General features: G+C 54.8%; 18 protein-coding genes. All 18 read right to left on the reverse strand.

Translation table 11 applies throughout. The features are described 5' to 3' along the window. Window positions 1-11: 11 nt before the first annotated feature. The gene (gene fliR, locus AC50YL_RS00900) at window positions 12-800 is read right to left on the reverse strand and encodes a flagellar biosynthetic protein FliR (RefSeq protein ID WP_494828566.1); all 789 of its coding nucleotides are present in this window, start codon (window positions 798-800) and stop codon (window positions 12-14) included. 12 nt (window positions 801-812) lie between these two features. After that, entirely contained in the window at window positions 813-1,082 is a 270-nt protein-coding gene (gene fliQ, locus AC50YL_RS00905; RefSeq protein WP_161740326.1) for a flagellar biosynthesis protein FliQ, read from the reverse strand. Window positions 1,083-1,106: 24 nt separating this feature from the next. Beyond that, on the reverse strand, window positions 1,107-1,865 hold the full coding sequence (fliP, locus tag AC50YL_RS00910; protein ID WP_494828567.1) for a flagellar type III secretion system pore protein FliP: 759 nt from the start codon (window positions 1,863-1,865) through the stop codon (window positions 1,107-1,109). A gap of 8 nt (window positions 1,866-1,873) precedes the next feature. Next, entirely contained in the window at window positions 1,874-2,467 is a 594-nt protein-coding gene (locus AC50YL_RS00915; RefSeq protein WP_494828568.1) for a flagellar biosynthetic protein FliO, read from the reverse strand. 13 nt (window positions 2,468-2,480) lie between these two features. Continuing rightward, window positions 2,481-2,843, reverse strand: coding sequence for a response regulator (locus AC50YL_RS00920; protein WP_494828570.1), 363 nt, complete (start codon window positions 2,841-2,843; stop codon window positions 2,481-2,483). A 20-nt stretch (window positions 2,844-2,863) separates the two neighbouring features. After that, window positions 2,864-4,105: a flagellar motor switch phosphatase FliY gene (gene fliY, locus AC50YL_RS00925; protein ID WP_494828572.1), complete on the reverse strand. Its 1,242-nt coding sequence runs from the start codon at window positions 4,103-4,105 to the stop codon at window positions 2,864-2,866. Continuing rightward, window positions 4,095-5,096 carry a flagellar motor switch protein FliM gene (gene fliM, locus AC50YL_RS00930; protein WP_494828574.1) on the reverse strand — a complete coding sequence of 334 codons (1,002 nt, stop codon included), beginning with the start codon at window positions 5,094-5,096 and terminating at the stop codon, window positions 4,095-4,097. The genes fliY and fliM overlap by 11 nt, the downstream gene beginning before the upstream one ends. 44 nt (window positions 5,097-5,140) lie before the next feature. After that, the gene (locus AC50YL_RS00935) at window positions 5,141-5,623 is read right to left on the reverse strand and encodes a flagellar basal body-associated FliL family protein (RefSeq protein ID WP_494828576.1); all 483 of its coding nucleotides are present in this window, start codon (window positions 5,621-5,623) and stop codon (window positions 5,141-5,143) included. Next, a complete protein-coding gene (locus AC50YL_RS00940; RefSeq protein ID WP_161740340.1) occupies window positions 5,620-5,847 on the reverse strand; it encodes a flagellar FlbD family protein in 228 nt (75 codons plus the stop codon). The genes AC50YL_RS00935 and AC50YL_RS00940 overlap by 4 nt, the downstream gene beginning before the upstream one ends. A gap of 57 nt (window positions 5,848-5,904) precedes the next feature. After that, window positions 5,905-6,732, reverse strand: a complete 828-nt coding sequence (gene flgG / locus AC50YL_RS00945; protein ID WP_494828578.1) for a flagellar basal body rod protein FlgG — start codon at window positions 6,730-6,732, stop codon at window positions 5,905-5,907. Window positions 6,733-6,851: 119 nt separating this feature from the next. Next, the gene (locus AC50YL_RS00950) at window positions 6,852-7,226 is read right to left on the reverse strand and encodes a TIGR02530 family flagellar biosynthesis protein (RefSeq protein WP_494828580.1); all 375 of its coding nucleotides are present in this window, start codon (window positions 7,224-7,226) and stop codon (window positions 6,852-6,854) included. Further along, window positions 7,219-7,707, reverse strand: a complete 489-nt coding sequence (locus AC50YL_RS00955; protein WP_494828582.1) for a flagellar hook capping FlgD N-terminal domain-containing protein — start codon at window positions 7,705-7,707, stop codon at window positions 7,219-7,221. The genes AC50YL_RS00950 and AC50YL_RS00955 overlap by 8 nt, the downstream gene beginning before the upstream one ends. Before the next feature lie 47 nt (window positions 7,708-7,754). Beyond that, complete coding sequence (locus AC50YL_RS00960) at window positions 7,755-9,254, reverse strand: flagellar hook-length control protein FliK (protein WP_494828584.1); 1,500 nt, start codon at window positions 9,252-9,254, stop codon at window positions 7,755-7,757. A gap of 46 nt (window positions 9,255-9,300) precedes the next feature. Beyond that, window positions 9,301-10,212, reverse strand: a complete 912-nt coding sequence (locus tag AC50YL_RS00965; RefSeq protein WP_494828586.1) for a magnesium transporter MgtE N-terminal domain-containing protein — start codon at window positions 10,210-10,212, stop codon at window positions 9,301-9,303. A 53-nt stretch (window positions 10,213-10,265) separates the two neighbouring features. Continuing rightward, window positions 10,266-10,712 (reverse strand): flagellar export protein FliJ, encoded by a 447-nt coding sequence (gene fliJ / locus AC50YL_RS00970; RefSeq protein ID WP_494828588.1) that lies wholly within the window; start codon window positions 10,710-10,712, stop codon window positions 10,266-10,268. 9 nt (window positions 10,713-10,721) lie between these two features. Next, on the reverse strand, window positions 10,722-12,056 hold the full coding sequence (gene fliI / locus AC50YL_RS00975; RefSeq protein ID WP_494828590.1) for a flagellar protein export ATPase FliI: 1,335 nt from the start codon (window positions 12,054-12,056) through the stop codon (window positions 10,722-10,724). Further along, window positions 12,046-12,864 (reverse strand): FliH/SctL family protein, encoded by an 819-nt coding sequence (locus tag AC50YL_RS00980; RefSeq protein ID WP_494828592.1) that lies wholly within the window; start codon window positions 12,862-12,864, stop codon window positions 12,046-12,048. The genes fliI and AC50YL_RS00980 overlap by 11 nt, the downstream gene beginning before the upstream one ends. Beyond that, entirely contained in the window at window positions 12,857-13,867 is a 1,011-nt protein-coding gene (gene fliG, locus AC50YL_RS00985; protein ID WP_161740359.1) for a flagellar motor switch protein FliG, read from the reverse strand. The genes AC50YL_RS00980 and fliG overlap by 8 nt, the downstream gene beginning before the upstream one ends. Between the last annotated feature and the right edge of the window lies 1 nt (window position 13,868).

The raw sequence follows: 13,868 nt of genomic DNA on the forward strand, positions 1-13,868 counted from the left end.
GAGCCTCCCACTTAAGATGCAGGACCCTGCAAGATCGACATCAGCTTCTGTATGGCGCTAAACATTTGTTCGAAAATATGCTCGTATAGCGTGACGAGCGTCGGCATCAAGATGGCCAGCATCAGAAAGCCGACGAGAATCTTGATCGGTATCCCGATGACAAACACGTTGTATTGCGGCGCGGTCCGGGCGAGGAATCCGAGACCGACATCCGTTAGGAACATCGCCACGACAAGCGGCGCGGACATCTGAAGCGCCAGCATGAAGGTCTGTGCCAGCATCCCGGTGAGAAAGCTCGTTATGTTCCCGGTCTTAAGATGCAAGAACAGCGAGTTCGATATCGGGATCCAGTCGTAGCTTTGCAGCAGCGCCGAAAGCAGGTAGTGATGCCCGTTAATCGATAGAAAGACCAGCGTCGCGATCATGCCTTTGAAGTTGCCGAGCAGCGGTGCCGATGCTCCAGTCATCGGGTCGATGATATTCGCCATCCCGAAGCCCATTTGCAAATCGATGAAGCTGCCGGCGGTGTTGATGATCGTGAAGAACAGATAGGCGACGAAGCCGAGCAGCGCTCCCGCCAAGATCTCGCGAATGATGGCCAATATGTATTCCGCATCCGGCACGATGGTTTGCTTCATGCCGTAGGTCAGAAAAACGAGAACCGAGATAAAAAAGGAGAATCCCAGCTTAAACGTATTCGGCACGTTTCGAGTCGAAAAGATAGGCGCCACGACGAAAAATGCTGTAATTCGACAAAAAATAAGCAAAAAAATAGGGAACCCTTGAAGAAACAACTCCATCGATCCACAGCCCTATCCGATGTATTTATACAAGTTATTCAGCAGGTTGTAAGTGAAATCGACCAGCGTGTTCAATATCCATGGACCAAATAACAAGATGGACAGCAAGACTGCCGCCACTTTCGGAACGAATGCCAGCGTTTGCTCCTGAATTTGCGTCGTCGCTTGAAAAATACTGACGATCAACCCCACGATCAAACCGATCAACAGCATGGGAGCGCTGGCCTTTAACACCGTATAGACCGCCTGCGCAGCCAAGGCGATGATGAAGTCCGAACTCATGATTGCACTCCTTCCCAGCAGGGGCTATGTCGTGTTAAAGCTTAACAATAACGACTTGACTACGAGATACCAGCCGTCTACGAGAACGAAGAGCAAGATTTTGAACGGCAGCGAAATCATCACCGGGGGAAGCATCATCATCCCCATCGCCATCAAGGTGCTTGCGACGACCATGTCGATGATCAGGAACGGGATAAAGATCATAAAGCCCATTTGAAAAGAAGTTCGAAGCTCGCTGAGCGCGTAGGCCGGCACCATGACGGTAATCGGAATGTCGTTGTACGTCGTCGGATCGTCCGTCTTGGTATATTTCATGAACAATTGAAGATCCTTCTCGCGCGTTTGGTTAAACATGAATTTCTTCATCGGTTCAGCCGCTTTGGCAAGTGCCTGCGTCTGCGTGAGTTCGCCCTTCAGATAAGGCTGCAAGGCAACGTCGTTAATCGCGCCGATCGTCGGCGACATGATGAAGAACGTCAAAAACATGGCCAATCCGATCATGACTTGGTTTGGCGGCATGGATTGCGTGCCTAGCGAGGTCCGCACGAACCCGAGCACGATGACGATTCGCGTGAAGCTTGTCATCAAGACCAGAATTCCCGGCGCGACGCTGAGCACCGTGATGATCAATAGCAGCGATAGCGCGCTCGTTCCCGGTTGATCGCTTCCCTGGTCGCCGATGCTGACGCTGACGTTCGGAAGCGGTTCTGCAAAAGCATGCGCATGGAGCATGAGCCCAATAAGTTGAAAAGCCAATATCGCCAGTACGATTTTTTTATTCATTCGTCCAACTACCGATCATTATGATTTTGCTCTTTAAGCAGCTCTTCGACTTTCTGTTTCTGATCCGCTTGGCGCTTCATTCCGTTGTCCAGCAGCTCCTTGAAGGACACGGACGGCTGCCAATCGTCCTCGGATAGCCTGGACGGCTGCTGCTTATTCCGGAGCCTGCCCAGAAAATCGGCAATTGTCGGCGAGTTCCAGGTACGGCTGTTTTGCTGTTCGATCGCGTCCAAAATGGCCGCGACGGCGTCCGGATCCTCGATCTTGTCCAGCATCGTGATGTCTTCGCCGACCCCGACAACGTACAAGCGTCCCGACAACTCTACGACTTGAAGCGATTTGTTTTGCCCGAGCGGTATGCCGCCGAGCGAACGAAGCGCTTTGTTGGTGCCCCAGCCGCGGTTGCGGCTGGCGAGGTACTTGATGAGGAGCACGATCAATCCGATGACGATCAAGAGCGCGACGATCACCCAGATCAAATAGCCGATGCCCGTACCGATCTCGGGCTTGCCTTCATCCGCCGCGCCGACCGCCGCGGATGCGAGACTTGCTGTCGTTAGCCAGCCGAAGACGGCTAGTCCAGCAAGTCGGAATCCTTTCAAAACCTTCATCCTACTAACCTAGCGTTTTCTTGATCGCTTCGATAACGCGGTCAGCTTGAAAAGGCTTCACGATGAAGTCTTTCGCTCCGGCTTGGATCGCGTCGATGACCATCGCTTGCTGCCCCATTGCGGAACACATGATGACTTTGGCGTTGCCGTCGATTTTCTTGATTTCTTTAAGGGCAACGATTCCGTCCATTTCCGGCATCGTAATATCCATCGTGATCAGATCCGGCTTCAATTCTTTGAATCGCTCGATCGCTTGCGCGCCGTCCTGTGCTTCCCCCACGACTTCATATCCGTTCTTCGTCAAGATATCGCGGATCATCATTCTCATAAAAGCTGCATCGTCAACGATCAAAATTCGGTTTGCCATTGCTTCTTCCCCCTATGGTGTTATTGTAACTTTTGGATGCGATCCCATTGGCTTACAATGTCGGTCACGCGAACCCCGAAATTCTCGTCGATAACGACAACTTCGCCTTTGGCGATCAGTTTATTATTGACTAAAATATCGACCGGTTCGCCTGCCAGCTTGTCCAACTCGATAATGGAACCTTGCGACAATTCAAGAATATCTTTGATTTGTTTCTGAGTCCTTCCTAATTCTACCGTCACCTTCAACGGTATGTCGAGCAATAAATTCAAGTTCGATTCGTCCGGTTGAACGTAAGGCGCGCCCTGGAAATTGGCGAATTGAACGGGCTGCACGTTCACGTTCCGGTTCGGCATCCCGCCGTAAGTTTGCGGCCCTGCCTGGGCTGCGGCGACATATTGCGGCATCGGCGGCTGCGTATAGGCATCGGGAGGCGCGGCCGGAGCGGGAGGCATATGTACGGGCGCGGACGCGACCGGTTCGACGTATGCGGCGGCGGCCGGGATCGGCGTACTCGCCGCCACAGGCGATGAAGCCGGAGGCGATGACGGCGCCGGCGCATCGTCCGAGGTGCCGCCCATCAGCGTATCCACCATTTCTTTGGCGAATGCGATCGGCAGCAGCTGCATGATGGTCGAATCGATCAAATCCCCGATCGTCAAACGGAACGAGACTTTAATGAAACGCTCGTCCGGCGGCAGGTTATCCACGCCTTCTCCCTTTGCCACGTCAAGGATGTCGATCCCCGGAGGCGAGATGTTGACGAAACGGTTAAAAATCGTCGACATCGACGTCGCGGAGGAGCCCATCATTTGATTCATGGCCTCTTGAACGGCGCTGATATGAATTTCGTTCAACTCGGAGCCCAGCAATTTGCCTTCGCCGCCAAGCATAAGGTCCGCGATCGTTTGGGCGTCCTTCGTTTTAATGACCAGCGAGTTAATGCCCTGAAAACCGTCGACATAACTGACGGACACCGCTACATGCGGTCTCGGAAACTCTTGATCCAACTCGCTGCGCCTGATCAGCGATACTTCGGGCGTCGTAATATCGACTTTCCGGCCCAGCAGCGTCGACAACGCCGTTGCGGCGCTTCCGAACGTAATGTTGCCGATTTCCCCCAGCGCATCCTGTTCGATCGAGCTCAAGTAAGTATTCAATTCCTGTTCCCGGCTAAGCGGCTCGGGCATATCGGGCTCATCGGAGGATTGACGCAGCAAGGCATCGATTTCTTCTTGCGATAAGTAATCTTTACTCGTCATACTCTTCTTCCACTCCTTCGGTGAGAACCTCGTTGATTTGAACGGCCATGCGATCCTTGACCGACCCCGGGCTGCCTATGAATTTCAGCTTGTCCCCGACTTTGATGTCAAGTCCTTGATCGATCGACTTATTCAGCGAAATGACGTCGCCTACCGCAAGACCCAGAAACTCTCGAATCGAAATGCTGGAGTTGCCAAGCTCGCATACGATCGGCAGCTTGGCTTTGCTGACCCGCTGCTTGAGCACCTCGATCTCTTCCGGCGCTCTCGTCTTCTTCTGCGAAACGAACCAATGGTGAACGGATAGGCGCGGCATGATCGGCTCGATGACGACATGCGGGATACATAAATTGATCATGCCGGTCGTATCGCCGATTTTGGTGCTCAGCGAGATGAGCGCGATCGTTTCGTTCGGGGACACGATCTGCATGAACTGCGGATTCGTCTCCAGCGCTTCGAGCCGCGGCTGAATATCGATGATCGTCTTCCATGCTTCCTGCAGACTTTCGAAGGCGCGGCTGAATATCCGTTCCATGATCGTCGTTTCGATTTCCGTCAGCGCGTTGATTTTGGACGGCGCGAGCCCCTGTCCGCCGAGCATGCGGTCCAGCATCGCATAGGCGACGTTCGGATGCACTTCCAGCACCATCCGGCCTTCGAGCGGCTCGGCTTCGAAAATGTTCAGGATGGTCATTTTCGGAATGGACCGGATAAATTCGTCATACGGCAGCTGTTCGACCTGAACGACATTTATTTGAACAAATGTGCGAAGCTGCGCTGAGAAATAAGTGGTCAAATATCGCGCGAAGTTTTCATGGATCCGCGTCAAGCTGCGGATGTGATCCTTCGAGAAACGAACCGCACGTTTGAATTCGTACACACGAATTTTCTTCTGCGTCTCTTCCTTCTTCAGTTCTTCCGCATCCATTTCGCCGGATGATAGAGCAGCAAGCAGCGCGTCAATCTCGTTCTGCGACAAAACATCAACCATTTTTCTCACCCCCTTCAAAGGAATGCGGCATTAGCTTACGATGATTACAGCTTCGTTACGATGTAGTCCGTGATTTCGACGTTGATGAGCTTGCCGTCCGGCAGCTCGGGATTTATCAAATTAAGCAGTTCTGCGCATAGCTTGTCTTTCCCCTGCGAGCCGTTGATTTCTTCCGGCGTCATGTCGGAAAGCGTCCGAATAATAATCGGCTTGATCTGGATGTCTTTGATTTTATCGAAATCTTTCTTCGTCGATTTTTCATCCAGTTGAAAGGCAAAGCCAAGAACTGCAACATAATCAGAGTCCAATAAATTCGTTTGAATCTTCTCGATCGTGCTTGTCAATTCCACGCGTTTGTCCGCTGTGAGCTTCTCCGTTTTGACGGTAGCCGCGTTGTTCGCCGCTTTCGTTGCCGCGTCGTTGGCATCGTCGCCGCCCATAACGGTTTTCATGAGGATGACGGCTACGATCGCAATCAATGTGATGGCGAACAAAATGGTTATTAGCCAAGGCAGCATTTTCTTCATTGGGATGTTCCCTCCGTTTGATCACTCTTAATGGTCGCCGCATACACGCCGATCGAGCGAAGATAGGACTGTATGGAGGAAATCACGTCGTTTGCTTTCTCCAACACCAGTATTTTTTTACCTGTAGTCAGCGTAATCAATGTGTCAGGCGTTTCTTCAACCAACTCGATAAGCAGCGCGTTGAGATGCACAGTTTTTCCGTTCAAACGCGTCACAGCAATCATGGGCTTCCTCCTTAACCAGGCAGGGAGGCGGACTAACGCCTCCCTTCGGCTATTTACCTATCGCTTAAGATTGACTACCTCTTGCAAAATCTCGTCCGATGTCGTGATGATTCGGGAGTTCGCTTGGAAACCGCGCTGCGCGACGATCATTTCCGTAAACTCGGAAGTCAGGTCCACGTTGGACATTTCCAGTTGGCCGGCGATGATGGCGCCCGTTCCGGCTTCCGGATCGTTGGCGGTCGTCAGCGTAACTTCGCCGTCCACGTTCGCGTTCGGCGTCATGCGGTACAGGTTGCCGCCGATTTTCTCTAAACCGTTCGGGTTCGTGACCTTCACGATCCCCAACTGAATGCCGGTTGCCGCGGTCGTGCCGTCGGCATTCACGGCAATGATCGAGCCGTCCTGCGCGATCGAGAATGATTTGACCTCCGCCGGATCCAAGACGATCGGGGCTCCGTTGGAATCGAGGACGAACATGCCGTCGCCGTTAACCATCTGTCCGGCCGCGTCGACGGTAAAATTGCCCGCGCGCGTCAGGTAGGGCGCTTCGGCGCCGTCCCCGTTGGGCGCTACCGCGAAGAATCCGTCTCCGTCGATCCGAACGTCGGTCGGCACGTTGGTCGTCATCGCGCTGCCCGGGGTATGGATCGTATCGATCGAGGCGATCGCGACGCCGAGCCCCACTTGCTTCGCGTTCACGCCGCCCGTCGTTCCTTCTTCCGGACGCGTAACGCCTGATACGGTTTGGCTCAAAATATCCTTGAACATGACGCGTCCCGCTTTAAAACCTACCGTATTCACGTTCGCGATGTTGTTGCCGATCACGTCCAGCTTCGTTTGAAAACCGCGCATGCCGGAAACACCGGAGTACATTGATCTTAACATTCGATTGATAACCTCCTACGGGTATAAGTCGGATTTGCGAATTGGTGCGTCAACGCCCGTGCTGAGCCGCTTCTGTCGATCCACGGCCCTCGGCTTCCTAGCAGCAGGTCCAGCCGGATTTACGAGACGATGACCGCACTGTCGATCTTTGTGAATACATTGCCTTGCATGGCGCTTCCGTCCATCGCGGTCACGACGGTCCGGCTTGGCACGTTGACGATCATGGCGATGTCGCGGTAAACGACCAGCGAATCCTTCGCCCCTTTGGCGGCAGCCTGGTCGATGGCGTTGCCGATCTTCGTCAAGGTTTCCGGCTTCAGCGTGATGCCCCGCTGCGCGATGCGCTGTTCGGCATGATGGCTGAATTTGAGCACGTTGCGGTCCAGCACTTCTTTAAAGGAAGCATTGCCTGCCGCGTTGTCCGCTTGCGCCGGCTTACGAAACTGCGCGTTCGCCGCGAGATGCAAATGACCTACTTTCATCACGTCATCCATTAGCCGCATCACCGCCTTCGTCGGTATCGCCGCCTTCGCTGCCCGCGTCATCGCTTCCGATGGCCACGATGGCGCTCAGATCGATGTCTTTATCGCCGACTCTCGCATACTGCACGTTATCCTTGATGACAATGGAATCCACTACGCCCTTCTGAGGAATCATTTCCCCCGTATCCGAATAGTCGTACCATTGCACGTTTTTGCCGATCATCGTAGACGCCATGCCCAAATTCTGACGAAGCGCCGTTAGTTGATCCGACATGTTCACCAATTGTTCAACCGAGGTGAACTGCGCCATCTGCGCGATAAAATCTTTGTCCTCGAGCGGCTGCATCGGGTCTTGATTTTGCAGCTGCGTTACGAGGATCTTCAGGAAATCGTCCTTGCCCAAGGAAGTATCCTCCGGCTTGTTCGCCGCGGCCTGGACGTTGCTGGAGCTGTAATACGGCCATACATTCTGGGTTGAAACGCGATCCGGCATCTGTTCTCGTCACCTCCGTTCCCTTAAACTGCTGTCGCGGCCAACGGCTAAGCGATGGTATGAATTCCCCTGCCCAGTCCCAAATCACGATCGACGGCCTGCTGCGTGGACAGCTCTTCCAAATCAGCCGTGAAATCGATCTCGTCGATGACATCGTCCTGCGATTTATTGCGTTTCGAGGTTCCCTGGTTTTGTCCTTGTTGGCCCTGTCTGTCCTGGAACAGGTTAGGCTGGACCGCCGTTTGGGAAACGACCAGCTTATCGACCTGCAAGCCCTGGGATTGCAGCGCGGAGCGCAGCTGCGCCATTTGATTCTCCAGCATATCCTTCGCCGTGACGGTATCCGTGACGAACTGCGCGGTCAGCGTGCCGTTATGAACGGAAATGTTGACGTTGACTTGGCCCAGATGCTCCGGATAGAGCGTTAACTGCGCTTGGGAAATGCCGTTGCCCGTCGAAACGTTAAATTGCTTCACGACAAGGCCTTGAATCGTCGAGGCAAACTGTTGAACGGGTACGGGCTGCGCGATGATCGGCTTGGAAACCGACGCCAGCTGGCGTTGAAGATCCAGGTTGGCTCCCGCGAGCTGCGGATTGATCTCGTTCGCTTCCGCGGCCAGCTTCGTCGATGCGGCCCCGGTTCCCGGTTCCTCCGGCTTCCGCACCACGTTCAGCAGACCGACATGAAGAATCTGATGGGACATGCGCTGAAGATGGGCGTTACCTTGGTTCGGCGTTTGCAGCGAACGGACGGAATCGATAACCTCTGCTGCATTCGCGTTGCTCGCAGCGGCGATTGGGTCAGAGGCGGATGCCGGTTTCCCCTGAATAAGCCGTTCAATCGCAGCCAGCTCCTTGCCGATAAGGGCAACCTGGTCTTTATTCGCCGACGGTCCTTTCGGATCTTGCAGCATGGCTCGCAAATCGGTCAGCGCTTCCTGCAAGCCCGCCTTCAACGCGTTCAGCTCTTCCAAATTCGCCACGACCGCTTGCGCCTGATTCGGCACGGCGGTTTCCGCTGCTTGCACGGATGCGGCTTGCGATGCGGCCGTATTCATGTTGGACAGCATGGCAAGCAGCGCGTTTCCCGCGTCCGTCCCATTATCGGCGGAGGAATCGCCATCCGGTATTGCTCCTGCTTGCGCATTCGCAATCGGCTGCTGCAGGAGCGGCACGCCGGTTAAGACGCTAAGCAGATTGTCAAGCTGCTGCAGCGCATCGGCCAGATTGCTCTCCGTCGTCGTCTCCGATGAGTCGCCGGCATCGGCGTCATCCAGCTGCTGCAGGAGCGCTTCAATCGCGGCGATCAAGTCCTTGGCACTCAGCTTCCCGCCAACCAGCGAAGCCAGCGCCGCGGAAGTCGAAGCCGCACCTGCAGGAACCGCAGTCTCGCTTCCCGATTGCGCATTCGCTTCCTTCCCTTGCGTACCGGCTACCGTCTGAACGAGCGTTTGATTGAAATTCCCGCCATCCGTCCCTTTCGCCGAAGCAGTGCTTGCACCGCCAGGACTAGGAGCAGGAGAAGTGCTTGTTATTGGCATTTGCATATATATCTCACCTCCTTTCGATGAAGGTTGAGCGCTGCTGCGTGCATTACTTTCCGATCATTAGCTTGGAAACCAGCTGCGCCGTGATCGCCTTGTTCGCGGTCGACATCTCCGCGACGATCTTGGAGCGGGGCGCATCGTCCACGGCATTCAGGATGCGAAGCACTTTGCTAGGGCTGAGATCCGCCATTTTCAGCAGCAAGTCGGCCGCGCTCTTCGGATCCATCTGCGAGAACGTGGAGTTCAATTGCGCCGTGCTCAATACCGATGCGGCTTGGTCCTGCGTCGCCGTGGAATCCTGCCTCTTGATTCTGGCCTGCAGCGCCGCGATCTCGCGATCCTTCACCGTCTTGACGTCTTTCAGCATGATCGTCGCGTCCGCGGCTTTCTTCGGCGTCATTTTCGCGAGCACGTTCGCCCGGTCCTCCGGCCTCATGGCATCCAGCACCAGCACGGCTTCTGCCGTCTCCATGCTTTCCAAGATCGGTGCCGCCTTGCTTGGCGTCATCGTGGCATACATCGATGCCAATTCGCCGATCTTGCTCTGATACGCCGCATCGTCAAGCAGCTTATCCGCGTTCGCCTGCTTGAGTTCCTCGACCTGCTGCTTGAGATCTTTAACGGATCCGGTCAGCTGGTTTTTGTCGCCGAGCGCTTTGCTAAGCTCGGCTTCCTTAGCCGTTAGCTGGGATTGAAGCTCGGCGATCTTTGCTGTCGTATTGGCGGATTTGATCGCGTCCTCATTGTCGGCTTGTCCGTCCTTCACCGCCGGCGCAGGAAGAATGCGGCTCAAGAACGGAATGTCGTTCCCGATCTCCAGCGCTTTGTTGCGCAAATCAAAATTGAACAACGTAACAAGTACCCCAAGCAGAATGAGCGTGAATAATATCGGCGTAAAGAAAAACATGAATCGTTCAAATCCGCTGTAGCCCTGCTTTTCCATTTCCAAGTCTGCCAAAATAATTCCCTCCCTCGGGCATTGGCTCCCGATTCGCAAAGCTTCTGTTCTCGTTAATGTGCGGCGTGCAAGAACCGAACGGTCGCAAGCTCATCCAACGCGTTTTGTTCCTTCACCGACATTTCGGATTTGAAACGATGCAGCGCATGCTCTTTCGATTTCAGCCATACTTTCTCGTCTACCATCCGATCGGATAAGAATCGCCTGCCCGCTTCCACGGCCGATTCCGCCTTCTTCACGTCGCGAAGCTTGCGCAGTATGCCGTCGTCCAAAAAATCGATATACGTCTGAATCGTCAAGATTTCCGTCAAAGGAACCGCGTGCACCGACGCGTTCTGCAGCTTCTCGCTCCAAGCGCTGCGATCCTCGCGCAGTTTCCGAAGACTTAGCTCCTCCTGCGTAAGCTTGCCGACGACAACGGACAACTGCCATTCCGCCTGCGATTTCTCGCTCGTCTTCAAGTCGACGATTTTTTGGTAGGCATATTGAAATCGAGTCATGAATCAGTTTCAACTCCCGTGGTTGTGGTGAAAATCGTGGACCAGCCGATCCCGAGACGCCTCGTATCCGATCTTTTCATCCGTCTTCTGGCGGGTAAACGTCCGAATGCTTTCGTCGGCCTCGATCGCTTCATCGATTTTTTCGTTCGAACCCCGCTGGTACGCCCCGATATTGATGAGGTCTTCCGAATCTTTATAAATAGCGAGCAGCCGCTTTAATTCGTTAGCGGCTTCCTGCTGCTCCTCCGGCACGATTTCCTTCATGACCCGGCTTATGGAAGCCAGAATATCGATGGCCGGGAAATGTCCTTTATGCGCCAAATCGCGGCTAAGCACGATATGTCCGTCCAATATGCCGCGGACCGCATCCGCGATCGGCTCGTTCATGTCGTCGCCGTCGACGAGCACGGTGTAGAACGCCGTGATCGTTCCTTTCTGGGCCGTTCCCGCCCGTTCGAGCAGCTTCGGCAAGTTGGCGAACACGGACGGCGTATATCCCCGGGTTGCCGGCGGCTCGCCTATGGCAAGTCCGACTTCCCGCAGCGCCATCGCGTACCGGGTTACGGAATCCATCATGAGCATGACGTTCAAGCCCCGGTCGCGAAAGTATTCCGCGATCGTCGTGGCGATCAGCGCGCCTTTGATGCGGATCAAAGCCGGTTGATCGGACGTTGCCACGATGACGACGGAACGCGCCAGTCCTTCCGGACCGAGATCCTTCTCGATGAATTCGAGCACCTCGCGCCCCCGCTCCCCGATCAGCGCGATGACATTCACGTCCGCGGACGTGTTTCGGGCAACCATGCCGAGCAGCGTGCTCTTGCCGACGCCAGATCCGGCGAATATCCCGACGCGCTGCCCCCGACCGACCGTCAACAATCCATCGATGGCGCGAACGCCGATGCTCAGCGGTTCTTTGACCCTCGGCCGCATGAGCGGATTGCTCGGCTGATTATGCGTGGAATGATGCGGCATCCGGCTGGATATGTAAGACCCGTCGAGCGGCTGACCGAGCCCGTCCAGCACCTTGCCGAGCAGCTCGGAGCCTACTTGCACGCTAAGCGGCTTGCCCGTCCCGACCACGTCGCAGCCCGGACCGATCGCTTGCAGCTCGCCAAGCGGCATCAGAATGACTTTGTTGTCGCGGAACCCGACGACCTCGGCCTTCAACGGTTTGGACGACTTGGCCGGATAAATCAAGCACACATCGCCGATACTGGCATCCGGCCCTTCCGACTCGACGGTCAATCCGATGACTTGCGTCACCTTGCCGTTGACGCGAACGGGATCGATCGGTCTTAAGTGCTCGATATAGCGTTCGGGATCCAATCGGTTAGCTTTCATCGGCAGCCCCACGTTCTTCGGCCTGGACGGCCAACTGGATCAGCTCGCGCTTGATCTCGGACAACTGCGTGTCGATTCGGGCGTCGATGCTGCCAAAGGAAGAACGAATGACGCATCCGTAAGCTTTGACCGAGACATCCGGTACGATCTGGAGTTCGGCCTGCGAATCGATAACGAGCGACAGCTCCTCGCGCGCAGCCTGCACATAGGCCAGCTGCTGAGGCGACACGCAAAGCGTTATTACCCCTTGCTCGCGTCGGCGCTCCAATGCTTTGCGGATAATATCGAGCGACCAAGCCGGCTCGACGGTCAATTGCTTCTGAATGACTTTCTCGGCGATAGCCGCGCTGAGCGCGACGACGAACGGTTCGGACTCCTGAATGATCTGCTCCTTCGTTTCATACGAAGAATCAAGTATCGATTTCGCTTCCGTCAGCATCGCCTCCCATTGGGCGCGCACTTCCGCTTCGGCTTGCGCCTTGCCCTCCTGGAATCCGAGCTCATAACCCTCGCGGCGAATCGACTCCATCGTTTCTTCGTCCTGCAGGCGGCGCTCAAGCCACCATTGGTCGATTTGCGACGTCGCGTCGGCATACATCGCTTCGATGTGCTCGCCGGTTTCCTGGATTCGCTGATTGGCGAATTGTTCGGCGTCATTCAGGATTTGATCGCGAAGCGAGACCGTTTCGGCGCTCGGCCCGGAAGGCTCGTCCTGCTCGGCTGCCGGCTTCACGTAGCGGTTGTACCATTCCAGCCGTTTTAAATCTTCAACCGAGATAACGTTGGAAGATTTATACAACTTAGACAATGATATCATCCCCTCCGCCGCGGGCGATGATGATCTCGCCGGACTCTTCCAGACGACGGATCGTCGCTACGATGCGCGTTTGCGCCTCTTCGACGTCACGCAGCCGGACGGGACCCATGTATTCCATTTCTTCCTTGAACGTCTCGGCCATCCGTTTGGACATGTTGCGGAATATCGCTTCGCGCACTTCTTCGCTGGCCACTTTTAGGGCAAGCTGCAAGTCGGCGTTCTCGATATCGCGAATAATGCGCTGGATGGAACGATTGTCGATGTTGACGATATCTTCGAAGACGAACATCCGTTTCTTGATTTCTTCCGCCAATTCGGGATCTTGAATTTCCAGCGCATCCAGGATCGTGCGCTCCGTGCCGCGGTCGACGCCATTCAATATTTGCACGATTGATTCAATACCGCCCGCACTGGTGTAATCTTGAGTAACGGTAGCGGACAACTTCTGTTCCAATACGCGTTCTACATACGAAATGACGTCCGGCGACGTGCTGTCCATCAGGGCAACGCGGCGCGCCACTTCGGCCTGCTTATCTTGCGGCAGGGACGATAGAATTTGGGACGCCTGTTCGGCTTGAAGATAAGACAGGACCAGGGCGATCGTCTGCGAATTCTCGTTCTGAATGAAATTCAGAATTTGACCGGCATCGGCTTTACGCGCGAAATCGAACGGGCGAACCTGCAATGTCGCCGTCAAGCGGCCGATCACTTCCAGCGCTTTCTGCTCGCCGAGCGCCTTCTCGAGAATTTCGCGCGCATAGGTGATGCCTCCTTGCGAGATGTATTCCTGCGCTACGCAGATTTGATGAAACTCATTCAATATCGTCTCTTTATCGATCGTATCCACCTTGCGCACATTCGCAATTTCGAGCGTCAGCTGTTCGATCTCTTCATCCCGTAAATGCTTGAAAATCTGAGCGGAAACTTCAGGACCTAGCGAAATTAACAAAATGGCTGCTTTCTGTCGACCGCTGAAACCTTGTAACTTTGCCACA

The sequence above is a fragment of the Paenibacillus sp. J22P277 genome, from assembly GCF_059383675.1.